A 13,957-nucleotide genomic window follows, 5' to 3' on the forward strand; every position below is an offset into this window, starting at 1 on the left:
AACTCCTCGCCCTTTTTACGTTTATTGAATTTCCAGTGTTACTTTTTCATCATTATGATGTCCCACTGAATACAAGAGCATTCGAATTGCTTTCGCAACTTTCCCTTGCTTTCCAATGACTTTTCCAACATCCTCAGGATGTACAGTTAATCGATACTTTATCTCTCCGTTGTAAAGTTCCTGTGTAACTTTTACATCTTCAGGATGATCGACAAGAGGCTTGACAATCGTCTCGACTAACTTCTTCATAGTCATTGCCTCAATTACTTACCTTGTTTAGATAAGTGGAATTTCTCCATGATACCTTGGTTAGAGAATAAGTTACGAACTGTATCAGATGGTTTAGCACCATTTCCTAACCATTTTAATGCTGCTTCTTCGTTGATCTTAACTTCAGCTGGTTGAGCAACCGGATTGTAAGTACCGATTTCCTCAATGAAACGTCCGTCACGAGGAGAACGAGAATCTGCAACAACTACACGATAGAAAGGAGTTTTTTTAGCTCCCATACGTTTTAAACGAATTTTAACTGCCATTTATAAAGCACCTCCGAATTTATTTCACACAGATAATTATATTAGCAAAAAGACTATTGCTTTGTAAAGTATTTTTTCTTAACAGAGCCATCTTTTTTCCTTACATGAATGGAAACTTCAATCCACCTAGTCCTTTTTTCTTACCTTTTTGCATTCCCGTCATCGTTTTCATCATCTTTTTCATATCATCAAATTGCTTGATTAAACGATTGATCTCTTGTACTGTTGTACCGCTACCTTTGGCAATGCGCTTTTTGCGACTAGCATTGATTATTTCCGGTTGTTCTCGCTCTAATTTAGTCATAGAACGAATAATTGCCTCAATATGCCCAATTTGTTTTTCATCAACTTGCGCATTTTTCAGCCCTTTAATTTTATTTGCACCAGGAAGCATTCCTAACAATTCATCAAGCGGTCCAAGTTGACGCACTTGTCCAAGTTGTTCTAGGAAATCGTCAAGCGTAAACGAAAGCGTACGCATTTTTTGCTCAAGTTCTTTTGCTTTCTCTTCATCAACTGTAGCTTGCGCTTTTTCAATTAATGTTAAGACGTCTCCCATCCCTAAAATACGGGATGCCATACGCTCTGGATGGAACGCTTCAATCGCATCTAGTTTTTCACCCATACCAACAAATTTAATCGGTGTATTTGTTACCGCCTTAATAGATAATGCTGCACCACCGCGCGTATCACCATCTAATTTCGTTAATACAACACCTGTTAAACCTAACTGTTCATGGAAACTTTGTGCAACATTTACCGCGTCTTGTCCCGTCATCGCATCGACAACAAGGAAAATTTCATCCGGTTTCGCAACTTCTTTCACTTTCGCTAATTCATCCATTAGTTCTTCATCAATATGCAGGCGACCTGCTGTATCAATTAAAACATAATCGTGATGATCTTCTTTTGCTTTTGCAATCGCTTGTTTCGCAATTTCAACAGGACTTACTTGATCTCCTAAAGAGAATACAGGCATGTCCAATTGCTTCCCTAATGTTTCAAGCTGTTTAATCGCTGCTGGACGGTAAATATCCGCTGCAACAAGCATTGGTTTACGATTATGCTTTTTACGAAGCAAATTCGCAAGCTTACCTGTCGTCGTTGTTTTACCCGCACCTTGCAGACCAACCATCATTATAACAGTCGGTGGCCTATTAGCAACAGCAATTTTGCTTTGCTCTCCGCCCATAAGTTCTGTAAGTTCTTCCTGTACGACTTTAATTACTTGTTGTCCAGGTGTCAAACTTGTCATTACATCTTGTCCGACAGCACGTTCAGACACACGCTTTACAAAATCTTTTACTACTTTAAAGTTAACGTCCGCTTCTAAAAGAGCTAGACGAACTTCTCTCATCATTTCTTTCACATCGGCTTCAGAAACTTTTCCTTTGCCGCGGATTTTTTGCATTGTCTGTTGAAGTCGGTCGGCTAATCCTTCAAATGCCATATTGCCGCCCTCCTAATCTAATTTTTCGATAGCTTCAACAACTTGTTTCATTTCTTCATTCACATGCTCTTCTTCGCTGATTAGCTGTTTTAGCTTTGCAACAAGTCGCTGTCGCTCTTGAAACTTTTGAAGTAATACTAATTTATCTTCATATTCTTCAAGCATCGCTTCAGTCCGTTTAATGTTATCATACACGGCTTGGCGACTTACATCAAATTCTTCCGCAATTTCACCAAGAGATAAATCATCTAGATAATAAAGCGACATATAACTTCTTTGTTTTTGCGTTAACAACGATTGATAAAAATCAAATAAATAGTTCATTCTCGTTGTTTTCTCGAGCATGTTGGATCATCCTTTGTTAAGTGATTTCCCTTTACATCAATTAGTTTACATGGAGTACAAAAGAGTGTCAAGTTTTTTTCTTAACATCACATATTTTTATAGAAAAAGAAGCGGAAAATACCGCTTCTTTCACTTACACTTCTTCAGTTTCTACTAAGTTCGCAAATAAACCGTACACATATTGTTCTGGATCAAACTGCTGTAAGTCATCCATTTGCTCTCCTAATCCAACGAATTTCACCGGTACATCCATTTCGTTACGAATCGCTAATACAATACCACCTTTAGCAGTTCCATCTAACTTCGTTAAAACAATACCAGTAACATTCGTTGCTTCACGGAATGTTTTCGCTTGACTTAAACCGTTTTGTCCTGTTGTTGCATCAATAACAAGTAATACTTCGTGAGGAGCCCCCGGTACTTCACGCTCAATTACACGCTTCACTTTCTCTAACTCTTTCATTAAGTTTACTTTATTTTGTAAGCGTCCTGCTGTGTCACATAGTAATACGTCTACTTTACGTGCTTTCGCGGCTTGTACAGCGTCATACATAACCGCCGCTGGATCAGATCCTGACCCTTGTTTAATCACTTCTACACCAACGCGATCGCCCCATACTTCTAATTGTTCAATCGCTCCCGCGCGGAATGTATCTCCTGCCGCCAATAGGACAGACTTACCTTCTGATTTGAATTTATGTGCTAGTTTACCAATCGTCGTCGTTTTCCCTACGCCGTTAACACCGACAAATAAAACAACTGTTAATTGATCCTCTTGCATATTAATTTCATTACTAAACTCACTGTCGCCTTTGTAAATTCCTACTAACTTTTCTGAAATAACAGCTTGTACTTCTTTTGGATCTTGGATGTTACGACGTTGCACTTCTTCTTTCAATTGATCAATTAATTCCATTACCGTCGAAACTCCGACATCTGCACCAATTAAAATTTCTTCTAATTCCTCAAAGAAATCTTCATCTACTTTACGATAACGATAAACTAAATCATTTACTTTATCTGCAAACGAATTTCTCGTTTTTTCTAATCCATGTTTAAATTTCTCTGTTACCGTATCTGTTTGTTTTGAAATTTTTTCTTTTAATTTTTTAAAAAAACTCATACTGTCCCATCCTTCCTAATTACTTGCAACTAGTTCTTCTCCATCATCTAAACGAACCGAAACAAGTTTAGATACCCCTGACTCTTGCATTGTTACACCGTACAATACGTCAGACTCTTCCATTGTACCTTTTCTATGTGTAATGACAATAAACTGTGTCTCATCACTAAATCTCTTTAAATACTGCGCAAAACGGGCAACATTCGCCTCATCAAGAGCCGCCTCTACCTCATCTAGTACACAGAATGGGACTGGGCGCACTTTTAAAATACCGAATAACAGCGCAATTGCTGTTAAAGCACGCTCCCCACCAGAAAGTAAACCTAAGTTTTGCAGTTTCTTCCCTGGCGGTTGCGCTACAATATCAATACCAGTATTTAATAAGTCCTCTGGATTCGTCATGACTAAATCCGCTCTACCGCCTCCAAATAATTCAGAGAATACCGATTGAAACTCCATTCGAATTCCTTCAAACGTAGTAGAAAAACGTTTTTTCATTTCTTCATCCATCTCAGTAATAAGTTGGTGCAATGTCGCTTTCGCTTCTTCTAGGTCATCTTTTTGCTCTAGTAAGAATGTATGACGCTCTGCTACACGCTCATACTCTTCAATTGCACCTAAGTTCACTGTGCCTAGCTCTTCGATGGATAATTTAATTAGTTTCACCTTTTTACGTGCATCCTCTGCAGGCATCATCATTGTATACTTCAGTTTTGCTGCTTCAAATGAAATCGTATATGTTTCACGTAAATGTTGTAATCTATTTTCTAACTCTACATCAAGTCGGTTTATTTTTACTTCTTGATTTTTCAGCATCTCAAGAATGTACTTATGTTTACCTGTTGTTTCTTTCAGATTACGCTCTAAATGTTCTACTCTCTCTTGTAACGATACGCGTTGTTCACGACGAGAGCGAATTAACTCTGAAGTTTGATTACGATCATATGCTTTCTTCTCAATCATATTCGTAATTTGCTCTTCACCACTTGAATTCGATGTCATTTCTTGTTTTAAGAATGCTAAATCCTCTTTCGTTTTGACAAGCGTTGCATCCGTTTCTTCTTTTTCCTTCGTCAATCGTTCAACTTTTTCTTTTTGATTAGATAAGCGTTGTTGCTTTTCAGCCGCCAACACTTTTAACTCAGTCATTTCTTTTTGCACTTTTTCTTTCGAAGAATGCTGCTCACTTTTTTGTTTTGTTAAAGCGACAATTTTGCTATCTAATCCCGTAATCTCTGCTTGAAGAGTCGCTAAAATCTGTTCTAGCTCTTCTTTACGCCCTTGTATCTTCACTTGATCTTGTAAGAATCCTTCAATCTCTAAATCGTAAATAGATAAACGATCATTAATACGATGTTCTTCTAATTCTAAGCGATTAATTTCTTCTCTTAATTTCTGTTCATCTACACGCTCTGCTTCTACACTTTGCCTTAGTTCCCGTATTTGCACTTCTCTTTCTTGAATCTCTTGCTTTACTGCTTTAACAAAGTTTTCTAACTTCGTTGTTTTTTCTTCCATATCAGTTAACTTGCCCGTCCACTCTTCTAGTTCACGTTGACGTCCTAATAAAGAAGATTTCGCCTGTTTTACCGCTCCACCGGTCATAGAACCGCCAGGGTTCACTACGTCACCTTCGATTGTTACAATACGATAACGGTATTGCAGTTGTTTCGCTAACTCATTTGCCCCGCGTAAATCTTTCGCAACAATAACAGTACCTAATAAATTCGAAACTACATTTTCATACTTATTGTTATACTGCACAAGTTCTGCCGCCACACCTACAAACGATGGGTGTTGATTTACAATACGTAATTGTTCAAATGATAACGATCTACTTTTAATAACAGCTTGCGGTAAAAACGTTGCTCGTCCATGTTTATTTTGTTTTAAAAACGTAATTGCATTACGAGCATGTTCTTCTTTTTGTACAACAATATGCTGCATCGCTGCACCTAGAGCAATTTCCATTGCAATTTCATATTCTTTCGGTACCGTTAGCAATTCTGCAACAGCACCCTCGATACCTTGCAACCTATCTTCTCTAGCTTTTAATACTTCACGTACCCCTTGATAGAAACCAGAGTAATCCTCTTGCATCTCTTCTAGCATTTCTTTTCGAGAACGTGCCTGTTGTACAAATTGATACGCTTGATACAGTTTTGTTTCATTTTCACTATACTGCGTCTTGCATTTCCCAAGTGCTGCTTCTGTCTTTTGTATATTCGAAAGGATACCAGCTACTTTTTCTTTCACTTGTTCATAACTTTCCACAAGTTTCGTCTTTTTCGCTGTAATTTCCATGCGTATTTCTACATATTTCGCATTTTCTTCATCGAGGCGTTCATTTTTTGAGTTTTGTTGTTTAGATTGTTCTTCAATCATAGATAACTCATTACGATGACTAGCTTGTTGATTTAAAAGTTCAATATAGTCACCTTTTAAATTCTCAATTTGTTCCTCTAAATTGTCAGCAAAAGTTGCCAGCAGTAGCTCATTATCATGCAATTTTGTCTCCAACTCTTTTACTTGATTTACAAATTGCATCAACACTTCAGTACTGGATTCAATTTCACCATCATAACTTGTAGCTTTCTCTGTTAATTCAACAATTAACTGTTCGAGTTGTGCACAATGCGTCGTTGCATTTTGTTTTCTCTCTTTTAATAACTCACGCTGTCCGTCTAACTTTTCTAGCTCTTTACTAGAAAGAAGAAGTACTTCTTGTAAGGAATCTACAGACTCGTCTACTGCTTGTAATTGTCCTCGTAATTCCTCAAGCTCTTCTTCACCTTTTTGTAAATGCGTTGACATTTTAGCTTCTTCGTTTTTATTATGCCCAAACTGATTTCGAAGCGCTTCCCATTTCTCATGCAATTCTTCAATTTCATGTACAATAAGCGCCGCTTCTACTTTCTCTAATTCTTCTTTTTTCTCAAGATAATCTTTCGCAATAGAAGCTTGTCTTTCTAAAGGTTCTACTTGACTACTTAATTCGTGAATGATATCTTGTACACGATTTAAGTTTTCTTGTGTGTCTGCTAATTTTACTTCAGCTTTCTTTTTACGAAGTTTGTATTTCAGTACTCCCGCAGCTTCTTCAAATACACCACGACGTTCTTCTGATTTACTACTTAATATCTCTTCAACTTTCCCCTGGCTAATAATCGAAAAAGCTTCTCTTCCCATACCAGAGTCCATAAATAAATCGATAATATCTTTCAATCTACATGATTGTTTATTAATATAAAAATCACTATCACCAGAACGAGATACACGACGCGTTACACACACCTCATTATATTCAATCGGTAAACGTTGATCTTCATTATTTAAAGTTATTGTTACTTCAGCAACATTAACTGCTCTTCTCGTATCACTGCCTGCAAAAATAATATCCTCCATCTTTGCACCACGTAATGATTTTGCAGATTGTTCACCAAGTACCCAGCGAATCGCATCAGTAATATTACTTTTCCCACTTCCATTAGGTCCTACTACAGAAGTTACACCTGGGACAAAATCAACAGATACACGCTCAGCAAAAGACTTAAACCCTGCTATTTCTAATCTTTTTAAAAACACGAAAGGCCTTCCTCCTATTCTCCGTTGTTATAACTGTTGTCTATACAAAAACAAGCTATTATACGGATTTCCCTTCCCTTTATTCACAAACAAAAAGAAAGTTTCATTCTATGCATAAGGAATCCCCCTCATTCAAAGGGGGATTCCTTATAGTTGTTCTTTTAATTTTTTCAATGCCTCTGCAGCAGCTTGTTGCTCTGCTTCTTTTTTCGACTTGCCACTACCAAGACCTAAAGCCACGTTATTTAACGTAACACGTGACACAAATTCTCGATTGTGGGCCGGTCCTTTTTCCTGCAAAATTTGATACTCAATATTGCCACTACCATCACGCTGAATCAACTCTTGTAATTGACTCTTATAATCCATCACATGAGAAAAAGCACCTTCATTAATTTTAGGGTATACAATTTCTTTTAAGAATCCCCATACTGTTTCTAACCCTTGATCAAGATAAAGGGCACCAATAAACGCTTCAAAGACATCCGCTAATAAAGCTGGTCGTTCACGTCCACCTGTCATTTCTTCACCTTTTCCTAATAAAACAAGGCTACCAAATGACAACTCGTTTGCAAAACGAACAAGAGATGGTTCACATACAATAGCTGCACGTAGTTTTGTTAACTCTCCTTCGCTCATTGTCGGATATTTTTGAAACAGATACTGCGACACAGTAAGTTCCAATACTGCATCTCCAAGGAATTCGAGACGCTCATTGTCTTCATGCGGTTTTTTTCGATGCTCATTCACATACGATGAATGCGTAAATGCTTGAATCAATAATTTTTCATCTGAAAACGTAATACCTATCTCTTCTTGAAATACTTTAAACGCTTCACGATATTTTGTTTCGTATTTTTTTTCTCTATGTTTTCGGTACGGCATAAGTCCCTCCAGATATAAGCCGAGAAGCCCCGCTAAAAAACGGGACTTCACTTAAGCATTATAGATGACTCTCTATGTAAGTCACAGCATCGCCAACAGTAGCAATCTTTTCAGCATCTTCATCAGAAATTTCCATTTCGAATTCATCTTCCAATTGCATTACAAGTTCTACTACATCTAGGGAGTCTGCGCCTAAATCTTCTTTAAAGCTCGCAGCTGGTACTACTTCAGTTTCTTCTACACCTAAACGATCAACGATGATTTTTGTTACACGCTCTAAAACATCTGCCATTCCATTCACCTCCCCTCAAATATTATATTAAATATTGGACAAAAAAACTAGTTGAAATCGATTCTTTTATTACATTACCATTCCGCCATCAACATTTAACGTTTGCCCTGTAATATATTTGCTTTGATCAGAAGCAAAAAACGTTACAGTATTTGCGATATCTTCCGCTTCACCAAACTGAGCTGCAGGAATTAACTTTAACATTTCGGCTTTTATATTTTCATCTAATACATCCGTCATATCAGTCGCAATAAACCCAGGAGCAATTGCATTTACAGTAATATTACGGCTCGCTAACTCTTTTGCTGATGTTTTTGTTAATCCAATTACACCCGCTTTAGCAGCAACATAGTTTGCTTGTCCTGGATTACCTGTCACTCCAACAACAGAAGCGATATTAATAATACGTCCATGACGCTGGCGCATCATGTATCGAGATACTGCCTTCGTACATAAGAATACACCTTTTAGGTTTGTATTAATAACTGTATCCCATTCTTCTTCTTTCATACGCATTAATAAATTATCTTTTGTTACACCTGCATTATTTACAAGAATATCAACTTGTCCAAATGTATCTACAGTTTGTTTCACCATATTTGTAACATCTTCAGCATTTGCAACATCTGCCCTTACTGCAATTGCATCCGAACCTAATTTCTTTATTTCATCAACTACTTCATTTGCCTTTTGCTCATTACCAGCATAATTTACTACAACATTTGCCCCTTGTTTCGCTAAATCAATCGCAATCGCACGACCAATTCCACGTGAAGCGCCAGTTACTAATGCCACTTTCCCTTTTAACATCAGTTTTCTCCTCTCAAATTTGAAATGGTATCTTTTAATGTCTCTTCATCATATATCGCATATGCTTTTACTGATGGATCAATTGACTTCATAAGTCCAGCAAGTACTTTCCCAGGTCCAATCTCAATAAATGTATCTACCCCTTGACTCACCATGTTTTCAATGGACGGGTACCATAAGACAGGCGAATAGAGCTGTTCAATTAGCTTTTCTTGAATATGTGCACCACTTGTAATAACGTCTGCTGTTACATTTGCGATAACAGGAATATTCGTATCTTGAATTGTAATTTCATTTAAGACACTTTGGAACTTCTCCGCTGCTGGCTTCATAAGCGAAGAGTGGAACGGTCCACTTACCTTAAGCGGAATTGCTCTCTTTGCACCATTTTCTTTCGCTCTTTGAGAAGCAATCTCGACTCCTTGCTTTGTTCCAGAAATCACAATTTGCTTCGTACTATTCATATTAGCGATTTGCACTGCATATCCTTCACTTGTTACTTCTTCTGTAACTTGTTTCAGCATATGTGGATCAGCACCTAAAATAGCCGCCATTGCACCTTCTCCGCCAGGAACAGCTTCTTCCATATATTCCCCACGTTTCCTTACAGCATATACAGCGTCTTCAAAAGTTATTGCACCCGCTGCTACAAGAGCGCTATATTCACCTAAACTATGTCCTGCAACAAAGTCTGGTGTAATATCATACTCTTTCAAAGCTGTCAAAATAGCAAAACTCGTTGTTAATAAGGCAGGCTGTGCATTTGTCGTTAACGTAAGCTTTTCTTGCGGCCCTTCAAAAATCACTTCTGAAAGTGAATCTTGCAACACCTCATCTGCTTTTGCAAACACATTTGCAACCTCTTTATTATTCTCCGCTAACTGTTTACCCATTCCAACTGCCTGTGAACCTTGGCCCGGAAAAAGAAATGCTAGTTTTCCCATTTCAAATCCTCCTCTTATTGGAGTGGCTCTTTCTCCATTACGCTTGAAATAGTAGGAATAACTTCTTTCGCTACCATTTCTCTCGTTTGACGAATCGCACTAAATATTGATTGGTCATTAGAAGAACCGTGAGCCTTAATGACAGGAGCTTTCAATCCAAATAATGCCGCTCCTCCATACTCCGAATAATCCATTTTATCTTTTAATACCATAAGTTTTGGCTTTAATACCGCTGCTGCTAATTTGCTCGTAAATGAACTCATTAACTGCTCTTTTAACATAGAAAATAACGCAAGTGCTGTTCCTTCTAATGATTTCAGCGCTACATTCCCTGTAAAACCATCACACACAACAACATCTGCTACACCTTGCAATAAATCTCTTGATTCAACGTTCCCAACGAAATGAATTGGGGCATCCTTAAGCATTGCAAAGACTTGTTTTGAAAGTTCGTTCCCTTTGCCATCCTCTGTTCCAACATTCAAAAGTCCAACGCGAGGATTTTTAATTCCTCTTACTTTCTCAGCGTATACAGATCCCATTACTGCATATTGATATAAATGAATTGGTTTTGCATCAACGTTCGCTCCAACATCTAACATAACAAAACCTTCTCCATCAACAGTTGGCATTGTAGGGGATAAAGCTGGTCGCTCAATTCCTTCCATACGACCTACAACAAACAATCCAGCCGCCATTAAAGCTCCTGTACTACCAGCTGATATACAAGCATCGGCTACGCCGTCTTTCACTTGCTGCGCTGCTAGTACCATTGAAGCTTGTTTTTTTCGACGAACCGCTCTTACTGGTTCATCTGTCGATTCGATTTTTTCATCTGTATGAAGTATAGTAATTCGCTCTTCACTCGTTAAGTATTGACGAATTTCCTCTTCTTTCCCTACTAACATAATATGTAAATCAGAATATTCTTTAATAGCTTTCATTGCTCCTAATACGACAGCCTTTGGAGCATGATCGCCGCCCATTGCATCTATTGCGATTTTCATAAGTTGTTACCTTCCTCACTATAATTACTAGATCGATACATTTCAAAAGTGCCTGTAAAAACAAGTTCTTCTCCAACAAAGCTACGCACTTTGACAACGGTCCGTCCTTTATCATTCTCTACATCTTCAACGCGCACTTTTGCAACAACACGCTCTCCTAATTTTACAGGACGAATGTATCGAATGGTAGACTTTGCAGTTAAAGCTAATTCTTCATCAATAACTGCAACAGCTAGTGAGTTTGCTTGTGCAAACAAATGATGCCCACGGGCAATCTGATTTCTTTTAAATACGTGTTCTACCTTCACTTCAAAGATAGAAATCGCATGTCTATCTAATTCTATATCGATAATTTCTCCGACAACCTCTTCTAACGGTAAAGATTTTACATCTTCTTCATGTTGCTTTGTAGCTACATGTTTAATTCTTTCTCTTAATTCAGGAATAGATAATTCCATACGGTCAAGACGTACGGTTTGTATACTCACTTGAAATTTTTCTGCTAAATCTTCATCCGTAATAAAAGGATTCGTTTCTATTGTTTGTTGTAATAATTCTTGTCTTTCTTTTTTACTTCTTCTTTTTTTCATACCGCACCATCCATTTTTATGACTAGGTACTAACAGTAGTATATAATCATTAAAAGTAGAATGCAACAAAAACTTTCGTTGCCTCCCTTTAATCGAGCTTCTCCCCTTGGAACACACCTGTCCCGTCAAGATAAGTACGCAGCGAAGCATACTGATCATTATGCCAAAACGCTTCTGACTCTACTAGTAACGCCGCATCTTGTCTAGCTGTTTCTAACGCTCGATAATCATGTACCATATCAGCAACCTTGAATTCTGGTAAACCACTTTGCTTACTTCCAAAGAAATCTCCAGGACCTCTTAACTCTAAATCTTTTTCTGACAATACAAATCCATCATTCGTTTCGGTCATAATACGCATTCGCTCTTTTCCCGTTTCCGATTTTGGATCCGCGATTAATAAACAATATGATTGTTCACTACCACGCCCAACACGTCCCCTGAGCTGATGGAGCTGCGATAAACCGAAACGCTCTGCATCATAAATAACCATTACAGTCGCATTCGGTACGTTCACACCTACTTCAACAACTGTTGTCGACACAAGAATTTGCACTTTATTTTCACTAAATCGTCCCATTATCTCTTCTTTTTCTTGAGATGAGAGTCTGCCATGCATTAATCCGACTTGACATTTCCCATGATAATGATGAGTCAGCATACTATGTAAGTCAATCGCATTTTGCACATCAAGTTTCTCAGATTCTTCAATAAGGGGACAAATAACATATGCTTGTCTTCCTTTTTTTATCTCCTTCTCCACAAAACCGAGAACTCGATCTAACATATCATGTTTTGCCCAGTATGTTTCAATTACCTTTCTACCAGCTGGCATCTCATCGATTATAGAAACATCCATCTCTCCAAATGCAGTAATTGCTAACGTACGCGGAATTGGCGTCGCCGTCATAAATAAAACATCCGGACTTTCACCTTTCTCCCTTAAAACTCGTCGCTGCGCTACACCAAATCGATGTTGTTCATCAGTAATAACAAGACCTAACCTATGAAAGATAACTTCATCTTGAATTAAAGCATGTGTTCCAACAAGGATATCTATTTCTCCTTGTTCTAATTTTGCCAAAATCTCTCGACGCCTTACACCTTTAACAGAACTGGTTAACAATTCAACATTCATACCAAAGTGCGAGAACGTCTCTGCGAGCGATTGATAATGTTGCTCTGCTAAAATTTCTGTAGGAACCATTAAAGCACCTTGATAATGTGCTAACTTCGCTGCATAAAGGCCAATTGCTGCAACGACTGTTTTCCCAGAACCTACATCACCTTGCAACAGACGATTCATCCGATAAGGAGATGTCATATCTTTCATAATTTCATCTACTACCCGACGCTGTGCACCAGTTAATGGAAACGGAAGTGCATCGATAAACTCTTGCAATTCTGCTGAAAGAATTTCTTTTTTCGTCCCTTTCGAATTTTCCCTCTCCATTTTCCGTAATGTTTGCATTTTCAGCTGAAATAAGAAAAACTCCTCATATACAAAACGGCGACGTGCTTGTTTTAAATCTTCCTGTCCTGCTGGAAAATGCAACGCCCGAATCGCTTCATAACGCGGCAATAATTTATATCGACTTAGCAATCCATCAGGTAACACTTCAACTATAGATTCTCCATACTCCTTGAACGCTTGGGCGATAAAACGGCGCATCTGTTTTACTGTAAGTTTCCCTTTCACTGAGTATACAGGCTCTACTTCTTGTTGACGTACAACTGGTCCAAAATGAAGCTCTGATACCGCAATCGTTTGACGGTGCTGATCCCATTTACCAGTAATCGTTACTGTTTCATTTAAATTTAACTTCTGCTTATAGTACGGCCTATTAAAGCATACAGCTGTAATTAAATAACGACCGACGAGGACACGAACCGTAAGACGCGACTTCTTCTTCCCATAATATTGCAGTAAAGGAGCACTATGAACCTTTCCCTCAACTGTTACACGTTCATCATGCTTTACTTCAGCAAGATCTTTCATCGCATAATCTTCATAACGGTACGGAAAATGTTCTAATAGATGAGAAACTGTATAAATTCCCATCTCGTGTAGTAATTCAGATGTTTCTCCTCCGATTCCCTTTACATCCGTAACAGGAACTTGTACAACTTCATTCAAGATTCTCACGCTCCGTCACATTATTTTCTTTGATTCATTCATACTATTGACATCTGTAATCGCTCTCTTTCACCCTATATATTCTATCATAGGCATTCTTAGAGAAACTACTCAAATCCCTCATAAGCAATACGAAAGAAAAGAGCCTCACTATTAGCAGCAAGGCTCTTTTTTATCTTCAATATGCTAGCCTTTTGAATAAGAACTAGTAATGAACTTCATATTACTACTTCTTATCCATTAGCAAGTAAGT

General features: G+C 38.0%; 13 protein-coding genes. All 13 read right to left on the bottom strand.

What is annotated here, in order from left to right:
• Positions 1–21 precede the first annotated feature (21 nt).
• The 13 genes from NHG49_RS19520 to recG all read right to left on the bottom strand — a co-directional run bounded on the left by NHG49_RS19520 (position 22) and on the right by recG (position 13,704).
• Entirely contained in the window at positions 22–249 is a 228-nt protein-coding gene (locus NHG49_RS19520; protein WP_000737397.1) for a KH domain-containing protein, read from the bottom strand.
• A gap of 14 nt (positions 250–263) precedes the next feature.
• Complete coding sequence (gene rpsP / locus NHG49_RS19525; protein WP_000268750.1) at positions 264–536, bottom strand: 30S ribosomal protein S16; 273 nt, start codon at positions 534–536, stop codon at positions 264–266.
• Between the two features lie 100 nt (positions 537–636).
• Positions 637–1,986: a signal recognition particle protein gene (gene ffh, locus NHG49_RS19530; protein ID WP_048546014.1), complete on the bottom strand. Its 1,350-nt coding sequence runs from the start codon at positions 1,984–1,986 to the stop codon at positions 637–639.
• 12 nt (positions 1,987–1,998) lie between these two features.
• Positions 1,999–2,331 (bottom strand): putative DNA-binding protein, encoded by a 333-nt coding sequence (locus NHG49_RS19535; RefSeq protein WP_000891061.1) that lies wholly within the window; start codon positions 2,329–2,331, stop codon positions 1,999–2,001.
• A 133-nt stretch (positions 2,332–2,464) separates the two neighbouring features.
• Entirely contained in the window at positions 2,465–3,454 is a 990-nt protein-coding gene (gene ftsY / locus NHG49_RS19540) for a signal recognition particle-docking protein FtsY (RefSeq protein ID WP_000007644.1), read from the bottom strand.
• A 15-nt stretch (positions 3,455–3,469) separates the two neighbouring features.
• The gene (gene smc, locus NHG49_RS19545) at positions 3,470–7,039 is read right to left on the bottom strand and encodes a chromosome segregation protein SMC (RefSeq protein ID WP_064475004.1); all 3,570 of its coding nucleotides are present in this window, start codon (positions 7,037–7,039) and stop codon (positions 3,470–3,472) included.
• Between the two features lie 147 nt (positions 7,040–7,186).
• Positions 7,187–7,924, bottom strand: a complete 738-nt coding sequence (gene rncS, locus NHG49_RS19550; RefSeq protein ID WP_001146867.1) for a ribonuclease III — start codon at positions 7,922–7,924, stop codon at positions 7,187–7,189.
• Positions 7,925–7,982: 58 nt separating this feature from the next.
• Positions 7,983–8,216, bottom strand: coding sequence for an acyl carrier protein (gene acpP / locus NHG49_RS19555; RefSeq protein WP_000786062.1), 234 nt, complete (start codon positions 8,214–8,216; stop codon positions 7,983–7,985).
• Positions 8,217–8,285: 69 nt separating this feature from the next.
• The gene (gene fabG, locus NHG49_RS19560) at positions 8,286–9,026 is read right to left on the bottom strand and encodes a 3-oxoacyl-[acyl-carrier-protein] reductase (RefSeq protein WP_064475003.1); all 741 of its coding nucleotides are present in this window, start codon (positions 9,024–9,026) and stop codon (positions 8,286–8,288) included.
• Positions 9,026–9,970 carry an ACP S-malonyltransferase gene (gene fabD / locus NHG49_RS19565; protein WP_064475002.1) on the bottom strand — a complete coding sequence of 315 codons (945 nt, stop codon included), beginning with the start codon at positions 9,968–9,970 and terminating at the stop codon, positions 9,026–9,028. Before fabD ends, fabG begins: the two co-directional genes overlap by 1 nt.
• Positions 9,971–9,984: 14 nt before the next feature.
• Entirely contained in the window at positions 9,985–10,977 is a 993-nt protein-coding gene (gene plsX / locus NHG49_RS19570; RefSeq protein ID WP_149173479.1) for a phosphate acyltransferase PlsX, read from the bottom strand.
• Positions 10,974–11,567: a transcription factor FapR gene (gene fapR, locus NHG49_RS19575; protein ID WP_000747354.1), complete on the bottom strand. Its 594-nt coding sequence runs from the start codon at positions 11,565–11,567 to the stop codon at positions 10,974–10,976. The genes plsX and fapR overlap by 4 nt, the downstream gene beginning before the upstream one ends.
• A gap of 88 nt (positions 11,568–11,655) precedes the next feature.
• Positions 11,656–13,704: an ATP-dependent DNA helicase RecG gene (recG, locus tag NHG49_RS19580; protein WP_258126447.1), complete on the bottom strand. Its 2,049-nt coding sequence runs from the start codon at positions 13,702–13,704 to the stop codon at positions 11,656–11,658.
• Between the last annotated feature and the right edge of the window lie 253 nt (positions 13,705–13,957).

This window comes from Bacillus sp. IBL03825, assembly GCF_024712505.1.
Classification (GTDB): Bacteria; Bacillota; Bacilli; order Bacillales; family Bacillaceae_G; genus Bacillus_A; species Bacillus_A wiedmannii.

What these genes read in the sequence shown, in the direction of transcription:
- NHG49_RS19520 (WP_000737397.1), bottom strand. Translation starts at nt 249, where the DNA reads ATGAAGAAGTTAGTCGAGACGATTGTCAAGCCTCTTGTCGATCATCCT.
- rpsP (WP_000268750.1), bottom strand. Translation starts at nt 536, where the DNA reads ATGGCAGTTAAAATTCGTTTAAAACGTATGGGAGCTAAAAAAACTCCT.
- ffh (WP_048546014.1), bottom strand. Translation starts at nt 1,986, where the DNA reads ATGGCATTTGAAGGATTAGCCGACCGACTTCAACAGACAATGCAAAAA.
- NHG49_RS19535 (WP_000891061.1), bottom strand. Translation starts at nt 2,331, where the DNA reads ATGCTCGAGAAAACAACGAGAATGAACTATTTATTTGATTTTTATCAA.
- ftsY (WP_000007644.1), bottom strand. Translation starts at nt 3,454, where the DNA reads ATGAGTTTTTTTAAAAAATTAAAAGAAAAAATTTCAAAACAAACAGAT.
- rncS (WP_001146867.1), bottom strand. Translation starts at nt 7,924, where the DNA reads ATGCCGTACCGAAAACATAGAGAAAAAAAATACGAAACAAAATATCGT.
- acpP (WP_000786062.1), bottom strand. Translation starts at nt 8,216, where the DNA reads ATGGCAGATGTTTTAGAGCGTGTAACAAAAATCATCGTTGATCGTTTA.
- fabG (WP_064475003.1), bottom strand. Translation starts at nt 9,026, where the DNA reads ATGTTAAAAGGGAAAGTGGCATTAGTAACTGGCGCTTCACGTGGAATT.
- fabD (WP_064475002.1), bottom strand. Translation starts at nt 9,970, where the DNA reads ATGGGAAAACTAGCATTTCTTTTTCCGGGCCAAGGTTCACAGGCAGTT.
- plsX (WP_149173479.1), bottom strand. Translation starts at nt 10,977, where the DNA reads ATGAAAATCGCAATAGATGCAATGGGCGGCGATCATGCTCCAAAGGCT.
- fapR (WP_000747354.1), bottom strand. Translation starts at nt 11,567, where the DNA reads ATGAAAAAAAGAAGAAGTAAAAAAGAAAGACAAGAATTATTACAACAA.